Source organism: Shewanella sp. T24-MNA-CIBAN-0130 (assembly GCF_040310185.1).
Classification (GTDB): Bacteria; Pseudomonadota; Gammaproteobacteria; order Enterobacterales; family Shewanellaceae; genus Shewanella; species Shewanella psychromarinicola.
In genome coordinates this window covers 60,738-75,755 of record NZ_JBEOPP010000010.1, presented here as the reverse complement: position 1 = coordinate 75,755, position 15,018 = coordinate 60,738, and the positions used below count along the sequence as shown (strand labels likewise).

General features: G+C 39.4%; 14 protein-coding genes and 1 pseudogene. 7 read left to right on the top strand and 8 right to left on the bottom strand.

Annotation, left to right across the window (positions count from 1 at the left end):
• Nucleotides 1–2: 2 nt before the first annotated feature.
• The 5 genes from AAEZ02_RS06395 to AAEZ02_RS06375 all read left to right on the top strand — a co-directional run bounded on the left by AAEZ02_RS06395 (nucleotide 3) and on the right by AAEZ02_RS06375 (nucleotide 2,950).
• Nucleotides 3–242 carry a HypC/HybG/HupF family hydrogenase formation chaperone gene (locus AAEZ02_RS06395; RefSeq protein ID WP_351122315.1) on the top strand — a complete coding sequence of 80 codons (240 nt, stop codon included), beginning with the start codon at nucleotides 3–5 and terminating at the stop codon, nucleotides 240–242.
• A complete protein-coding gene (gene hypD, locus AAEZ02_RS06390; protein ID WP_124013102.1) occupies nucleotides 242–1,369 on the top strand; it encodes a hydrogenase formation protein HypD in 1,128 nt (375 codons plus the stop codon). The genes AAEZ02_RS06395 and hypD overlap by 1 nt, the downstream gene beginning before the upstream one ends.
• The gene (gene hypE / locus AAEZ02_RS06385; RefSeq protein ID WP_124013101.1) at nucleotides 1,359–2,366 is read left to right on the top strand and encodes a hydrogenase expression/formation protein HypE; all 1,008 of its coding nucleotides are present in this window, start codon (nucleotides 1,359–1,361) and stop codon (nucleotides 2,364–2,366) included. The genes hypD and hypE overlap by 11 nt, the downstream gene beginning before the upstream one ends.
• Complete coding sequence (locus AAEZ02_RS06380) at nucleotides 2,366–2,710, top strand: hydrogenase maturation nickel metallochaperone HypA/HybF (RefSeq protein ID WP_101031240.1); 345 nt, start codon at nucleotides 2,366–2,368, stop codon at nucleotides 2,708–2,710. The genes hypE and AAEZ02_RS06380 overlap by 1 nt, the downstream gene beginning before the upstream one ends.
• A gap of 75 nt (nucleotides 2,711–2,785) precedes the next feature.
• A complete protein-coding gene (locus tag AAEZ02_RS06375; protein ID WP_164839476.1) occupies nucleotides 2,786–2,950 on the top strand; it encodes a hypothetical protein in 165 nt (54 codons plus the stop codon).
• Between the two features lie 267 nt (nucleotides 2,951–3,217).
• Here AAEZ02_RS06375 and AAEZ02_RS06370 read toward each other — a convergent pair whose 3' ends face one another.
• Entirely contained in the window at nucleotides 3,218–4,975 is a 1,758-nt protein-coding gene (locus tag AAEZ02_RS06370) for an acyl-CoA dehydrogenase C-terminal domain-containing protein (protein WP_124013100.1), read from the bottom strand.
• Nucleotides 4,976–5,267: 292 nt separating this feature from the next.
• Here AAEZ02_RS06370 and AAEZ02_RS06365 point away from each other — a divergent pair, with 292 nt between their 5' ends.
• Nucleotides 5,268–6,221 (top strand): hypothetical protein, encoded by a 954-nt coding sequence (locus AAEZ02_RS06365; RefSeq protein WP_124013099.1) that lies wholly within the window; start codon nucleotides 5,268–5,270, stop codon nucleotides 6,219–6,221.
• A 788-nt stretch (nucleotides 6,222–7,009) separates the two neighbouring features.
• Nucleotides 7,010–7,324 carry a DUF1840 domain-containing protein gene (locus AAEZ02_RS06360; RefSeq protein ID WP_124013098.1) on the top strand — a complete coding sequence of 105 codons (315 nt, stop codon included), beginning with the start codon at nucleotides 7,010–7,012 and terminating at the stop codon, nucleotides 7,322–7,324.
• 448 nt (nucleotides 7,325–7,772) lie between these two features.
• Here the strand turns inward: AAEZ02_RS06360 and larA are convergent, their stop codons facing one another.
• From larA to AAEZ02_RS06325, 7 genes and pseudogenes are all read right to left on the bottom strand, one after another.
• Entirely contained in the window at nucleotides 7,773–9,050 is a 1,278-nt protein-coding gene (larA, locus tag AAEZ02_RS06355) for a nickel-dependent lactate racemase (RefSeq protein ID WP_101031232.1), read from the bottom strand.
• A gap of 105 nt (nucleotides 9,051–9,155) precedes the next feature.
• Nucleotides 9,156–9,902: a nickel pincer cofactor biosynthesis protein LarB gene (gene larB / locus AAEZ02_RS06350; protein ID WP_351075040.1), complete on the bottom strand. Its 747-nt coding sequence runs from the start codon at nucleotides 9,900–9,902 to the stop codon at nucleotides 9,156–9,158.
• Between the two features lie 13 nt (nucleotides 9,903–9,915).
• On the bottom strand, nucleotides 9,916–10,758 hold the full coding sequence (larE, locus tag AAEZ02_RS06345; RefSeq protein ID WP_206191850.1) for an ATP-dependent sacrificial sulfur transferase LarE: 843 nt from the start codon (nucleotides 10,756–10,758) through the stop codon (nucleotides 9,916–9,918).
• Nucleotides 10,759–10,767: 9 nt separating this feature from the next.
• A complete protein-coding gene (larC, locus tag AAEZ02_RS06340; RefSeq protein ID WP_124013096.1) occupies nucleotides 10,768–12,138 on the bottom strand; it encodes a nickel pincer cofactor biosynthesis protein LarC in 1,371 nt (456 codons plus the stop codon).
• Nucleotides 12,139–12,555: 417 nt separating this feature from the next.
• A pseudogene (locus AAEZ02_RS06335) lies at nucleotides 12,556–12,787 on the bottom strand (IS3 family transposase); the annotation flags it as partial.
• Between the two features lie 784 nt (nucleotides 12,788–13,571).
• Complete coding sequence (locus tag AAEZ02_RS06330; protein WP_101031230.1) at nucleotides 13,572–14,123, bottom strand: DUF2058 domain-containing protein; 552 nt, start codon at nucleotides 14,121–14,123, stop codon at nucleotides 13,572–13,574.
• A gap of 27 nt (nucleotides 14,124–14,150) precedes the next feature.
• On the bottom strand, nucleotides 14,151–14,993 hold the full coding sequence (locus tag AAEZ02_RS06325; RefSeq protein ID WP_124013095.1) for an SDR family oxidoreductase: 843 nt from the start codon (nucleotides 14,991–14,993) through the stop codon (nucleotides 14,151–14,153).
• Nucleotides 14,994–15,018: the final 25 nt, after the last annotated feature.

Sequence of the window (15,018 nt, the reverse complement as noted above, 5' to 3'; positions counted from 1 at the left end):
TTATGTGTTTATCCGTACCATCAAAAGTAGTTGAAATTCATGACGATGCAACAGTGACAGTTGATACTCTTGGCGTTAAACGTCAAGTGAGTTGCCATTTAATAAGCGACCCACTAGAACTAGGCGACTTTGTATTAATCCACATTGGCTTTGTGATGAATAAAATTGACCACAATGATGCCCAGGAAAGCCTCGAGTTGTATCGACAAATTATTACTGAAATGCAATTGGAGTCAGAATAATGATTACGCTTAATGACTTTTACCAAGGGTTTCGTGATCCACAGACTATTCGTCATTTAGCGCAATTGATTGCTCAAGAAGCGGCCAAAACCGACGATCAAATTAACATTATGGAAGTCTGTGGTGGTCATACCCATACCATTATGAAGTACGGTTTATTACAGCTATTACCAGACAACATCAAATTTATCCATGGTCCTGGTTGTCCTGTTTGCGTTATGCCCAAAGAGCGAATTGACCATGCGGCCACCCTTGCCTCTCAAGCCGATACCATTTTAGTGACCTTAGGCGACATGATCAGAGTACCGGGTTCAATGGGCAGCTTGGCGCAGTTTCGCGCTAAAGGCTGCGATATTAGGCCAATATACGATCCATTGGATACCTTAACGATTGCCCGAGATAACCCTGACAAAACGGTCATTTTCTTTGCCATTGGTTTTGAAACCTCTGCACCAATGACCGCCGCCTTATTGGCACAAGCTGAAGCGTTGAAAATTGATAATCTGTTATTTCATATTAACCATGTGCTAGTGCCACCTGCCATTGATGCAGTGATGTCTGATAGTCGCAGTAAAGTGAACGCGTTTATTGGTCCGGCGCATGTGAGCGTGATTAGCGGTGCCAAAATCTATCAATCTACGGTTGATCAATATCAAACACCTGTGGTGGTATCAGGGTTTGAGCCCGTGGATGTTATGGAGTCTATTTTACGAATTGTGACCCAAAAAGTCGCCGGCAAAGCTGAACTTGATAATCAATATAGTCGCTCCGTGAGTTATGAGGGCAACCTAGCCGCTCAACAACTCGTCGACAAATATTTTATGGTTCGTGATAGCTTTCGTTGGCGCGGACTAGGTCCTATTGCTAATTCGGCACTGACACTGCGCCCTGAATATCATCATCGCGATGCCGAGCGCATTTATGTCAAAGTTTTACCCACAACCGAAATTGATGATCATAAAGCCTGTATGTGTGGCGATATTTTACGTGGATTGGCTAACCCTAAAGACTGCAAAGTGTTTGGTAGAGGCTGTTCACCGCAAACACCGCTTGGCAGCTGTATGGTGAGCTCGGAAGGCGCGTGTAATGCCTATTACCGCTATGGAGAAGTGAGTCATGCCAACTAAAAAAACAATTCAACTAAGCCACGGTGGTGGCGGTAAAGAAATGGATCAACTCATTCACGATCTGTTTTTTAAAGCCTTTGATAATCCTATTTTGACCTCGCAAGAAGACGCGGCCAAATTGAACATGTGTGGTCACATTGCTTTTACTACCGACTCGTTTACCGTGTCACCGTTATTTTTTGCCGGTGGCGATATCGGCAAATTAGCGATTGCTGGCACCGTAAACGATTTAGCCATGATGGCGGCGCAACCAGAATACTTAAGTTGTAGTTTTATCATTGAAGAAGGCTTTCCGCTGGATGACCTCAACACCATAGTCAATAGCATGGCCGCTGAATTACATAAGTCTGGCGCACGAATTGTCTGTGGCGACACTAAAGTGGTGCCTAAAGGCTGTGCCGACGGACTATTTATTAACACCTCTGGCGTAGGCCGTATTTTAAATCCCGATATTTCAGCACGTAATTTGCAAGTGGGCGACGCCATTATTGTTTCTCGAGATATTGGCCGCCACGGCGCGGCAATTTTAATGGCCCGTGATGGCTTAACGCTTGAGTCTGACTTATGCAGTGACTGCGATACCTTATGGCCCATTGTTGAGCAACTGTTGATTGCCAATATCAAAATGCATGCAATGCGTGATGCCACACGAGGTGGATTATCTGCAGTGTTAAATGAGTGGGCTAAAGCGTCGCAGATTGGCATTAACGTCGAGGAAGCCAGCATTCCTATTTGTGACGAAGTGAAAGGCTTATGTGAGTTATTTGGCTTTGAACCCTTTGACTTAGCCAATGAGGGCACCTTTATTATGGCGCTGCCAATGGATATAGCCCAAGGCGCAATTGAAGTTATGCAGCGATATGGCCACTGCGAACACGCCGCTATTATTGGCCAAGTGACTGAGAGTCATCCTGGCAAAGTGGTGTTGCAGACGCCTTGGGGTAGCAGTCGCTATTTAGATTTACCGCAAGGTGAATTACTGCCAAGGATCTGTTAATGCACGAATACTCGATTGTGATGTCACTAATGGAACAATGCGAAGCACTGGCTTTGGAACATAAAGCCACACGGATTGAGCAAGTTGAACTGAAAATTGGTGTGTTAAGTGGCGTTGAGCCAGCCCTACTGTCTCAAGCGTTTGAAACGTTTAAATTAGACAGTATTTGTCACCAGGCAAAATTAATCATCAATATTCAAGCATTAGTTTTGCAGTGCAATCAATGCCAACAGCAATCGCAAGTCGATGAACGAACTATTATTTGCCCCGTTTGCCAGTCAAATCACACCAAAGTGATTGACGGTGAGGACATGATGTTAATGCAACTCGTTATGGACACGTAAGTTTTTAACTAATAGTAATATTAAAATACCCTAACCTAATAACCCGAGTAACTTTAAAAAAAGAAGGACTACACCATGAAATATTTATCAATTGCCTTTATCCTTGCCACTATGCCAACTATTGCGATGGCACATGAGGGACATGGTGGCATGGGCTTGTTTCATCATTTCGCTCAGCTCAGCCCAGCAATTATGTTAGTGGCTATCGTGGCATTTGTTTATTGGAAACGGACTAAGTAACCACAACTTGAGAGAATAATCAGTCTCGGGTTAGATTAATAATCATGACGGGATGGTCATGCTAGGTCGTTATGACTAAGCAGTTATTGCGGCACAGCCATCATTTTTATCGACATCATTTACACAATCCGACGTTGACATAGTTGGCGTCAGGATGGATTGCGTCAACATAGCTTGTAACAATGATGAACCATGAGATAACGCCACTGATAAAAAAAGCCTTCAAATGAAGGCTTTTTTTGTAGCTGAACAATCCAAATAAAACCGTTAGAACATTTCTGCTGGCATGGCCATAATCGATTTATCACCTTGATTAACTTGTGATAAATGATATTGAGCTTTTGATAACAACTTATCCATATAGAAATCAGCCACAAACTGCTTCTGAGCAGCAAAAGACGGGTCTTCATGGTTTGAAGCTCTATCAGCCATCAATAACCAAAAATAACCGTATACCGCGTAACCAAAGGCATCTAAGAAGTCGACGGCACAAGCATTAACTAATGCTGGTTGTGATTTTTTGTTAGCGTTAATGTAGTTAGCTGTGGTCAGTAACTCATCAAACACTTGGTTTACCATGGCTTTATGCTCAACACTTGGGTGAGTTAAGCCTGCAAGACTGGCATTCACCTCAGCCGCAAATTGCGTCAAGGTTGCCACGTTATCACCGGTAACTTTACGCCCTAAGAAATCAATCGCTTGAATACCGTTAGTGCCTTCATAAATCTGCGCAATGCGGGTATCACGTACAAACTGCTCGATACCCGTTTCGCGAATATAGCCATGACCACCAAATACTTGCTGGCCCATTATGGTGGCATCTAGTCCGCGATCTGTTAAAAATGCTTTTGATACCGGAGTGAGTAAACCAACATATTTTGCTGCTTTAGCTTGCACATCGCCGCTAGCATATTTGGCTAAATCTAACTGCTTACCGGTATAAACCGATAACGCACGGCCCGCTTCTGTCAGCGCACGAATAGTGAGTAACATACGACGCACGTCGCCATGGACGATAATCGCATCTGACGTTGCACCGGTTGCGGAACCTTCAGCAGCAAGGCCTTGTAACCTATCTTTGGCATAATCGCTGGCCATTTGATAAGCCGCTTGCGAGTTACCTAAACCTTGCAAACCAATCGCTAAACGCTCGTAGTTCATCATAGTAAACATACACACTAAACCGCGATTGGGCTCACCCACTAAGAAGCCTTTGGCATTCTCGTAGTTCATCACACAAGTAGCAGACGCTTTAAGACCCATCTTATGTTCGATAGACCCTACCGTCACCCCATTGGCTTCACCTAAACTACCGTCGCTATTAACGCTGATTTTAGGCACTAAAAATAATGAAATACCTTTTGAATTAGGCAGTTTGGCTAAGACTAAATGGATCACGTTTTCTGTTAAATCTTGATCGCCTCCGGTAATAAAAATCTTATTGCCGGTAATCGAATAACTGCCATCATCAATAGGTTCTGCTTTGGTGCGGATACCGCGTAAATCTGAACCTGCGTGAGACTCGGTCATGTCCATTGCACCAGCCCATTGGCCAGTATATAAATTGGGTAAATAAGTTTGTTTTAACTCATCATTTGCATGAGCATTAATACACAATGCAGCACCTGCAGTAAGTGAACTGTACAAAGTAAATGAGTTACAGGCGCTATAGCCCATTTCATCAACTAATACACCGAGCATTTTGGGCATACCCATGCCGCCAAAGTCAGGCTCACCACATAGACCGACCCAACCGCCTTCAGAAAACTGCTGATACACTTCCTTAAAACCATCAGGGGTAATAATGTCGTTGCCTTTATGAACCACTCCTTGCTCATCACCGCTGCGATTTAAAGGGTGAAGCAGATCACGGCTGATCTTATTGGCTTCATCTAGAATGGCGAGTGCGGTATCCATGTCGACAGCATCTGCCATAGCAGGAAGCTGTTCCCACGTAGCTTGTGCATCAAATACCTGTTCCAATAAAAATTGCATGTCCTTTAACGGGGCTTGGTATGGGTTCATAAGAGTCTCTTAAACGAATAATTAAAACAGTTGTTTTAATTTATACTAAAGTGTCACAAAAGGAAAAGCTTTTTAGCAATTATCTAACCATAATTTGACCCATGTCGACTCGTGCCAAACCTTAATGCCGATAGTTTATGTTTCTCAACCCAATAAGGTTCCAATGAGTTACAATTACTACTTAGCTCACAGAATTAGCACCTTATTTGATTAAGATCTGTTGACCTTACTCACCGCATCGAACACGAGAGATAAACAGCCCTGATATTTAACAATAGTGAACCGCACTTTTATGCATACACCTAATGAAGAACACGGCCCATCATCAGCTTTATCTGAGCACTATCAGCAGGTCACTGTCATAGGCAATTCAATGGGTGATTGGCAGCCAGCCCAAATTGGACATACTTTCATTTTTAACGGGACTCAACATGAGGCCGATAAGGTGATTAATATTTGTAACGGCCCTTATCTAGGCTCACGTCAAGCCTTCGTTGTCAGTAACAGCCCAGATAACAATCAATTAGTGTCATTGTTAACCGAAGTGAGTGAAACACTCGACCCGCAACTTAAGTGTTGGCCTTCTTCTGGATTGGTGACTATTTTATTAATGGCGCTGATAGCAAAACAGGTCAATGTACAACGTATGTCTTTGTTACCTTCATTAGCAAGACCCGCAGAAATGCCTTCTTCTGAGTATTTACCTTGTATGGTGCATAATTGGTTAGGTGAGCGTCGTATTGCTTTAGGTTTGCAACTCACCAGCAATAATATTCAGTGGCCAGAATTGTTTGTAGATGATGCAACGACTGCATTTACTTACGATAATACGACAGAGCCCGTTGAAATTAACCCATTTGAAGTGTTATTAAGTGATGCAGTCCGCCGCCGTCAAAATCAAGTATTAACGCCCGATAACACCGATCCGAAGTTTGTCGTCGCCCAGCGTTTAGCCCTGCAAGTGACCACTGAGCAACCAGACAATCTTGATGTGCAATATGCATTGTTAGCCGCACTGAGTAATTTACCCAGCGTGCAATGGTTAACCTACGCCAACCAAAGCGACTTAATCATGGCCGAGTCGTTGTTTTATAACCAATACCCAGAAACTCAAGCCAGTAATTGGTATCTAATTGACTATCAAGCATCACAATACCTCGATACGATTCGTCATCACTTAGCATATTGCCAACAAGTGATTGCGTTAACGGCAAAGCAGGTACATCCCGAATTAGAACAAGATTAATTATGATCCTACCGAATAACACCTAACGGTCATGTTGATGAACGTTCACCACTAAAACATGCGTAAGCATCCGGTGAACTGCGCCTTGCTTCATAGACAGGATCTTTAGCGTAGGCATAAAACTAAAAGACTTGAAACAACGGCGCGGTGCGCGAACACAAGTACTCGATCTTGATGTTCAGTGGCAACGACATAAGTGCCGCATGGTGGCAAGAAAACGGCTCACGCAGGTGCCCGCGCGGCTACCGTCTTGATAGTAGTAATGAACAATGTTGTGTAAACCTCTATATCGTGGCTCGATATTCGGCCCATCCGCACTTGTTGTGATTGAATTAGTATTGGCTAGTGTCGTGGTGTGTTAATCGATACCCATGTATACATCGACCTCTAGCGTGGCCATGCTTGGCATGCAAATAGCGCTGGCGATCACAGCGGTACCGATCTGTTTTTCATTATATTTCCTTATTATTCCTCTATCTTAATTTGTTTAATTCCTCCATGCTTAATCACAACCTTGTATCAGCTTTGGGTACAACACCTCAATTTAAAAATTGAATTTACCAAGTTAACTCGTGACACCAAAAAAATGAATAGCTTTACCTATTTACAACAATGATGCAGCATAAACGGTAAGAGCAACCTATTAATACCTGTCTAAGTCGCAAGTCCATTAAAGACTGTCAAACTTGAGAGGATAATAGGTGCGCAAAGATGCTGTAATCCAATTGTAGTATTGGAGGGCTGAAGCTATCCCAATAAGTGAACGACTCAATAGAGAGGAAGCAATTATGCTAGTAACTTTTTCCAGTCCTGCCTACGGGGACATAACGATGTTTGGTGACGTGGCGATTCGGCTGCTTAAAATGATGGGGCACAGCGGTACGGTTCCCAGTGCTCTTTATGCAGAAGATGTTCAGCCAGCGCTGGTGAGTCTGGAGGCTGCGCTCGAGCAGTTGCCAGAGCCAAAAGCATCTATGAAAGACGAGGAAGACGATAACGGCGCACCGACCGTCAGTCTGTCGCATCGGGCCATGCCTTTACTCGAATTGCTCAGGGCTGCAGTCAAGGGGGAATCCAATGTAATGTGGGACCACAATAAATAATCCAACCTAGGCCTGCCGTCGTTAGTTGAATTCTGGTCGCTGATGACAAGACAAGGTGTAGTTGACGTGACGTCGGACGCAGCTTCTGGGTAAGTGGAATGCTATCTTGCAGTTAATCATGATGGTTCCCGTGCTGCGTCTGCAGATTTTCTGGTTAAATCCTTGACGACCTGTTCCGCTAGGAATGCCTGTTACCCTATGTACTCAGTCATACAAGGCACGACATCCGCATCTTTTAATCTTTTAAATCATTATATTCAAAAAGAAAATTGATATCCTGGAATAAAAATAAGCGGTTAGTTGGTGATATCATCTACCTACCTCTTAATGCTTTGGGTTTGGAAAAAATTAAACCTGTTGCGATAGTAGATATATTTTTTATTGTTTTTCTCATAAAAAAACCTCAACATTAATGTTGAGGTTTATATAAAATATAAAGCAGTGCTATTTATTTTACAATTGTAGCCACGCCATCTGGAACCACTGTAATTGTTGCTTCTTTACCAACAATTGATCTCGCTTTTTCTAATGCTTCATCAAAAGTAAAGGCATGCTCCATATGCATATCTGTTATTATTTTAGGGTCACATTCATCAGTTACAATTATAACTGTATATTTAGATAATAATCTTGCTAAAATTTGAAATTCCCATTGGTCAGGAAGAGTATCTTCTTTTTTGATGTTAGCTACTTTTTCCAAAATTTCATTAGCATTTTTTGCTGATGCGACACTATTATAGAATCCTTCTCCTCCATGTCCATCAACACAAGATGAGAGTGCGATTAATACTCCACCTTCTCTTGTAGTGGCTTCAGCAGCAGTTAGCCCTTTGACAGTTTGATATATATTTTGATCTAGAGGATAGCCGCCATTTGTTGTTACGCCAATGTCTGCAATATTTTTCTTTACAGCAGCTAAATCATCAACAAATTTACACCCTACGAGATGTGCTTCACTTATATCTCCGGTAAAACATCCAATTATATCTTTTTCACCATTGATTACAGTGTTTAGGATAAATGCACATTTAGATTGTTTAGCTGCGTATATCATATCTTTATGGATAGGATTATCTTCAAGGTTCCCAGTTCTAGATTTAGGATTGCTTATAAATTCTGAGTTGTGGTTATACATTATTGTTTTAGCTGAAGCTATGCCTGGTAATATACTTTTTCTTCCACCTGAAAATCCTGCGAAGAAATGGGCTTCGATAAATCCTTCAGCTATTAATAAATCAGCTTCCATAGCTAATTTATTTAAATAAAGGTCACCTCCAGAAGGCAGAGTACCCATAAATACTTGATCTTCATCGTTAGTTGATATGTGATTACAAATTATTTCATTATCAACTACTTCTTCTCCCATTTTATAAATCAATTCTTCTCTAGTAGTAGGTCGATGAAATCCTGTAGCAATAAGAATAGTTATCTCAGCATCTGGATTACCTTTCCTTATCTCTTTTAATATCAATGGAACAGTTACTCTACTAGGAAGTGGTCTTGTGTGATCGCTGGTAACAAATACAATTTTATTCTTTCCGACGGCTAATTCTGATAATTTTTTTGTGCCAATCGGATTCTCTAAAGATTTTAGAACAATTTCTTCTTGAGTCATTTTTGGATCAAATTCGTCAGTTTGTGGTATTAATACTGCTTGAAGATATTTTTTTTCTATTGAAATCTCTACAGTTTTCTTAGCATAAGGCATTTTTATTTTCTGAAACATAAGTAAATCCTCCTAATAAATAAAAAGTAATATTTTTAAACTAACGAATTGTAAACTATAGCAATAAGTATTGTTAAGTACACCGTCACATATTTTAACATTACATTACAATTTATTGATGATACTTGCATTATATGCAGCACCAAATCCATTATCTATATTCACAACACTGACGCCACTAGCACAACTGTTGAGCATTGATAGTAGTGCAGCGATTCCATTTAGTGAGGCTCCATATCCTACACTTGTCGGAACAGCAATGATTGGTTTCTCTACCAGTCCACCTATAACACTAGCAAGAGCTCCTTCCATGCCTGCAACAACTATAATAACTTTTGCCTTCCTAATCACATCTAATTTTGAAAAAAGCCTATGTATTCCGGCTACACCAACATCATTTATAATTTTTACTTTATTTCCAAGAATAAGAGCTGTTTCTTTTGCTTCTTCAACCACAGGAATGTCGGATGTTCCTGCTGATATAATAGCAATATAATCTTCTGTCTTTTTAATGGCATTTAATTCGAGGGTAATAGTTCGTCCTAATTTGTTATACATTAATCTAGGATCGAGATCTTTTACAGCTTCATATACTTCATCGCCTACTCTCGTTGCTAAGATATTATTTTTTTTGGTAAGCATAAATTTAATAATTTCTCTTATTTGCTCAGTAGTCTTACCACCACCGTAGATCACCTCAGGACAACCTACTCTGATCTCTCTATGATTATCTATCATAGCAAAACCTAGATCTTTGAATGGAAGTTCTTTTAGATTATCAAAAGCATCATCAACACTTAAATCACTATCTTTAATTGCGTTTAATATTTTTTTAATTTCAACTTCAGTCATTTTAAAATACCCCTTAGCTATTTAAACTTCCCATTTTATAACCTGCTGCATCTATAGTTACGTACTTAAACCCATATTCTTTTAACTTTCTTGATATCTCATCTAGAAAATCTGTATTAAATAATTGATCTCTTATTGTTGGGTCTATTTCAATTCTTGCCAGATCTCCATGAGAACGGACTCTTACAGCAGCAATACCTTTATCTCTTAAATACTTTTCAGCTTTCTCTATCCTATTAATATCATCAATTTCTAGCCTCGTATCGAAAGGAATTCTTGTCAATAAACATGCACCGGCCGGCTTATTCCAAGTCAAAAGGTTGAGATCCTTTGACATTTCCCTAACATCAGATTTTGTGATTTTACATTCCAGTAGAGGACTTACAATTTTCAATTCATTTAAGGCTTTAATTCCAGGGCGGTAATCTTTTATATCATCAAGATTAGTTCCATCGATTACATAATCAAAACCTTCATTTATAGCTTTTTCTTTAATCATAGAAAATAAAGCTTTTTTACATAGATAACATCTATCGCTAGGATTATTTTTTATTTCATCTATAATCCCAACTTTAATAAAGTCATGTTTTATTCCCATTTTTTCTGTAAATTCTTTTGCTTCTTCTATTTCCCAGCTTGGGATATATGGTGAATTTACTGTGACGGCGGCTGCATTATCGCCTAACGCATCTTTAGCTGCTTTTAGCAAAAAAGTACTGTCTACACCACCTGAAAATGCTACTAATACTCTTTTCAACCCTTTTAAATAACTAACTAATTCTATATATTTTTCACTCATAACCTTCTCCATAAAAATTGAATCTGACACGTCTTGATATATTCTACCTTTATTCATAATCGTCTCTTACTTAATTAACGTTGACACCTCTGAATATATATCCAAAATAGAAACGTTATTTATTTTTGCTAATTTTTTACAAGTTTCATATTCAGGCTTTATTTTAACAACCTTGCCATTCAAAAGACCTTTTTTAATATCCACCTCTCCAAATTTAGTTTGGATTTTTTCGAAAGTTCTTTTTAACATCTTCTTTTTTACAGGATACTCTCTAATTCCTAGAGTAGTTGTTTCCATAAATAAAATATTTTCAATTTTGTTTAGAAGTTCGACTGTAGTTAACACGGTAAGTTTTATAGCAGGTCTGTTTTTTTTCATTAATATATTTGTTTTATATACATCTAGGGCACCGTTATCAAATAACTTTTCTTCAATAGCTTCATACAGCTCAGGATTCATATCATCTATATTAACTTCGATAATGATTTGTTCTTCTATATCAAAATCGTTATTTTCTTCTTTGACAGTACTTGATTTACCAATTTCTTCTTCAATTTCCGTTGCAATATAGACTCTGAGCATATTTGGAATATCAAAATCTTTTGTCCCTAATCCGTATCCTGTTTTTATAATATTAAAATTCAATTTGCTTGTGAATTCATTTACATTAGCTTTTAATATTGCAGCTCCTGTAGGCGTCGTTGTTTCAAAATTAACTTTCCCCAATGTTACAGGAGTATTTTTTAAAATCTCTACAGTTGCAGGTGCCGGTACAGGTATAACCCCATGAGCACACTTTACAAAACCTCCTCCTAGTTCTACAGAGGATGAAATAATTTTATCAACATTCAAATAATCAAAACATATTGCGGCACCTATAATATCAACTATTGAGTCGACGGCTCCAACTTCGTGAAAATGAATCTCCTCAATTGTTTTACCATGAACTTTGGCCTCTGCTTTAGCCACCTCCATAAACATATTGATACTTAACGTCTTTATATTTTTATTATATGGAGCATCATTAATTATTTTCTTGATACTTTCTAGATTTCTATGTTGGTGTTTATGATGGTGATCATCGGCGTTATTATTATTATGAGTATGTTCAGCTTCATGTGAATGATGATGAGTATGTTCAGCTTCATGTGAATGATGATGGGTATGTTTAGCTTCATGTGAATGATGATGGGTATGTTTAGCTTCATGTGAATGATTGGTATGTTCATGATTTTCTTTATTTAAAATCACATCAATCTTTGTTCCTTCTATTCCCATTTTTTGTTTTCTGGATCTATGTAAATAAAATTCATTTTTGACTGATAATTTATTTAGCATTTCAGTTAGATATTCAAAATCGACTCCTACATCTACCATTGCTCCTAGATTCATGTCGCCGCTTATTCCTGAAAAGCAATCGTAATATAGTATTGTCATTTTGTTCCCCCTCCTAAATAATATTATGTAATTTTAAAATTCTCTATCCATTATTAAATCGTCATATTTTTCATCTCATATTATTCTATAATTCTATGATTTTTTGAAAAATAAGTACCCTATTCTGACACAGGAGGCGATCGTAGTTTGTGATGTAATCGAAAAAATACAAATGTAATATTTGAGTTAATAATTCACCTAGATTTCTACAAACGAATGATGATTATAAAAGATGATAAGACATAATATTCATTTGATACATAACCCATTGACCACATTGAATATTAAAGAGATCTTCGGTTAACGAAAATGGTAGAACTCAAAGAAGGGCTAAAAGATGAAATAATAGCCACTTTATAAAAATACAAAAAAGATCCGAACTAGTGGTGTTTTTTATGGCAGTTGTTGGCTATATTGTTAAGTAACTTCTTTGTGCCGCTCTGGATTTAACTCAAGTTCACCAATTGTCTGGCCGTTCCACTCATCTTTTGTCCGTCGTTCTCTTTTGACCATAGTTCACCATGCTCATTTCTTTTTCCTGATACAACGCTTTTGGTTTGCTTAGTATTTCAACGTCAAGGCCATCATGGCGCTGGCTCGGTGTAACAAACAGGATCCTGCTATGACGATATTCGTTGTGGAATGCGTATTCTTTGCAAAAAAACGCTGTATTATCCGATGTTTGCTGTGATAGTAAAACGGATAATAAGCAATGGACCTAGGCGAATGGCGCCAAAATACGTCAAACAATGAACCAAAACCTATAAGATATGAGTGGTCCCTAGGGCTGAAGCTAAGCAAGAAACCATCATCAATGGTCATTAAGAACAGATTGAAGTCATTCTTGGTATCAAGTGGTTAACCCTCCCGAATTCAACTCCGAAGTGCCATTCAGTATGGACTGTCATTATCCTTATGAGTGTAGCTGAATGAGTATTGGTGCAAAGCCAATGGCAGTAAAAATTAATATAGGCAGAAATGCCAATAGGGAAGATAAAAAAAGGGTAATCTATAAATGAGACATCGTTTACTTGCCTAGCCTTTGCTACAACTATTTTAATATTATTAAAGTGAAAGTCGGCAGCAATAAACACCCTGTCAGTCTATACCTAACAACCTCGATATACAGGAACCAGCATGTCGAGAAGTGACAGTGTTCAAGATTCTAGGAATAGGCCACTTTCGGTAGCTAGAGCAACCTGCGATCTGCTAGGTTTTAGGCGGATTTCGTCTTTCGAGGATGCTTCACTTCTATCACCCAAGTTCTATAGCCTAAGTTCTATAGCCTAAGCTGTATAACCTAAGTTCTTGGACTTGGGATTTAGCAATAGTGATAATAAAAAGGCAGTAACCATTCTCTTTAATCACTGCCTTGTTAAGTTACCCTATGGGAGCTCTGAAACAAGCATGTTAAGGAGTCTTGGGGATAATGCTTACCACATTAAATCATCAGGGATGGCGTAGTTAGCATAAGGATCGTCGGCATCACTCACCTGCTCTACTGAATCTTTAGCGGCTTTATCCCATAAATAGCCACACCATTGTGGTACCAGTAACTTGACTCGTTCTGCCAGTTTATGCGGCACTATGTAGCTTTTTTCTTCATGACGGACAATGCCCAAGGTGCCGTTAAGTAAATCAGCTTGAATTTTATCGGTAATATAAACGGAATAGATCTTGTTTTCTAAGGTGAAGTTAAACTTAATCTCGGCATCTTTGCCCACAGTAATAGCGAATTTAGAAAACTCAGTGATCAATCCTCGTACTTGACCTTTTTCAGATGCCTCAGCAAAACGCTGCTCATTTAAGGCTTTGTCTTTGAGGTTTTGAGCATTTTTTTGCTCGGCGATTTGTTGCTTTAATGCATCGCTACCATCATCTATCTTTGATTTTTTATTACGCTTTTTTTGAGTTTTTACGTCACGAACTTTTTGTTTACTGGCAAGACCTGCTTTAAGCAATTGATCTTGTAATGCATTGGCCATGTTATTTACCTTTAATTTTGTTGAGTTTTATAAACCTTGCTTTGCGGCCATGTCACCTAACTCAGTCATAGCAGTGCTGGCGCCACCTAATGACCAACCACCATCAACAGGCAACACGACACCTGTGATGTATGATGCCATGTCAGATGCCAGGAATAAGGCCGCATTGGCAATATCTTGGCCTTTGCCATTGCGTTTTAACGGCACACTATTAGCGACCCGTTGTTGTAATTCATCACTGGGCGCTAAACGGTTAAAGCCTTCGGTATCTTCAATGGGGCCAGGTACAATAGAATTAATCCTGATCCCTTCAACTCCCCACTCTAGCGCTAATGTGCGGGTTAGCATATCGACTCCGGCTTTGGCGGCGCAAACATGCACTTGCAACGGCATCGCGATATACGCTTGCGGGGCTGAAATTTGAATAATGCTGCCGTTGGGACGTGATAACAGTGGATAGGCTTGTTTTAATACTTGAAAACTGCCAATTAAATCAATATCAATAACTGATTTAAAACCATTATTAGATAACTTTGCTGCACTGGCTGGGAAATTACCCGCCGCGCCACTTACCAGTACATCAATGTGCCCATATGTAGCGGCGATTTTATCAAAGCCAATGGTTAACGCATCGTTGTCACGTACATCAAAACTCACGCCTAAATGATTCGCTCTGGGATTAGCTTGATTGAGTAACGCAACCGCAGCGTTTACTTTATCAAGACTGCGACTCGCAACGGCAACATTCGCGCCGGCTTTTGCAAATTGAATGGCAACTTGCAGATTAATGCCAGAGGTGCCACCCACCACCACCACATTTTTACCTGTGTAATCAAACCTTGTGTTATCAAACCTTGTGTTATCAGACATAGTCATCCCTTATTTCTGTGTGTTT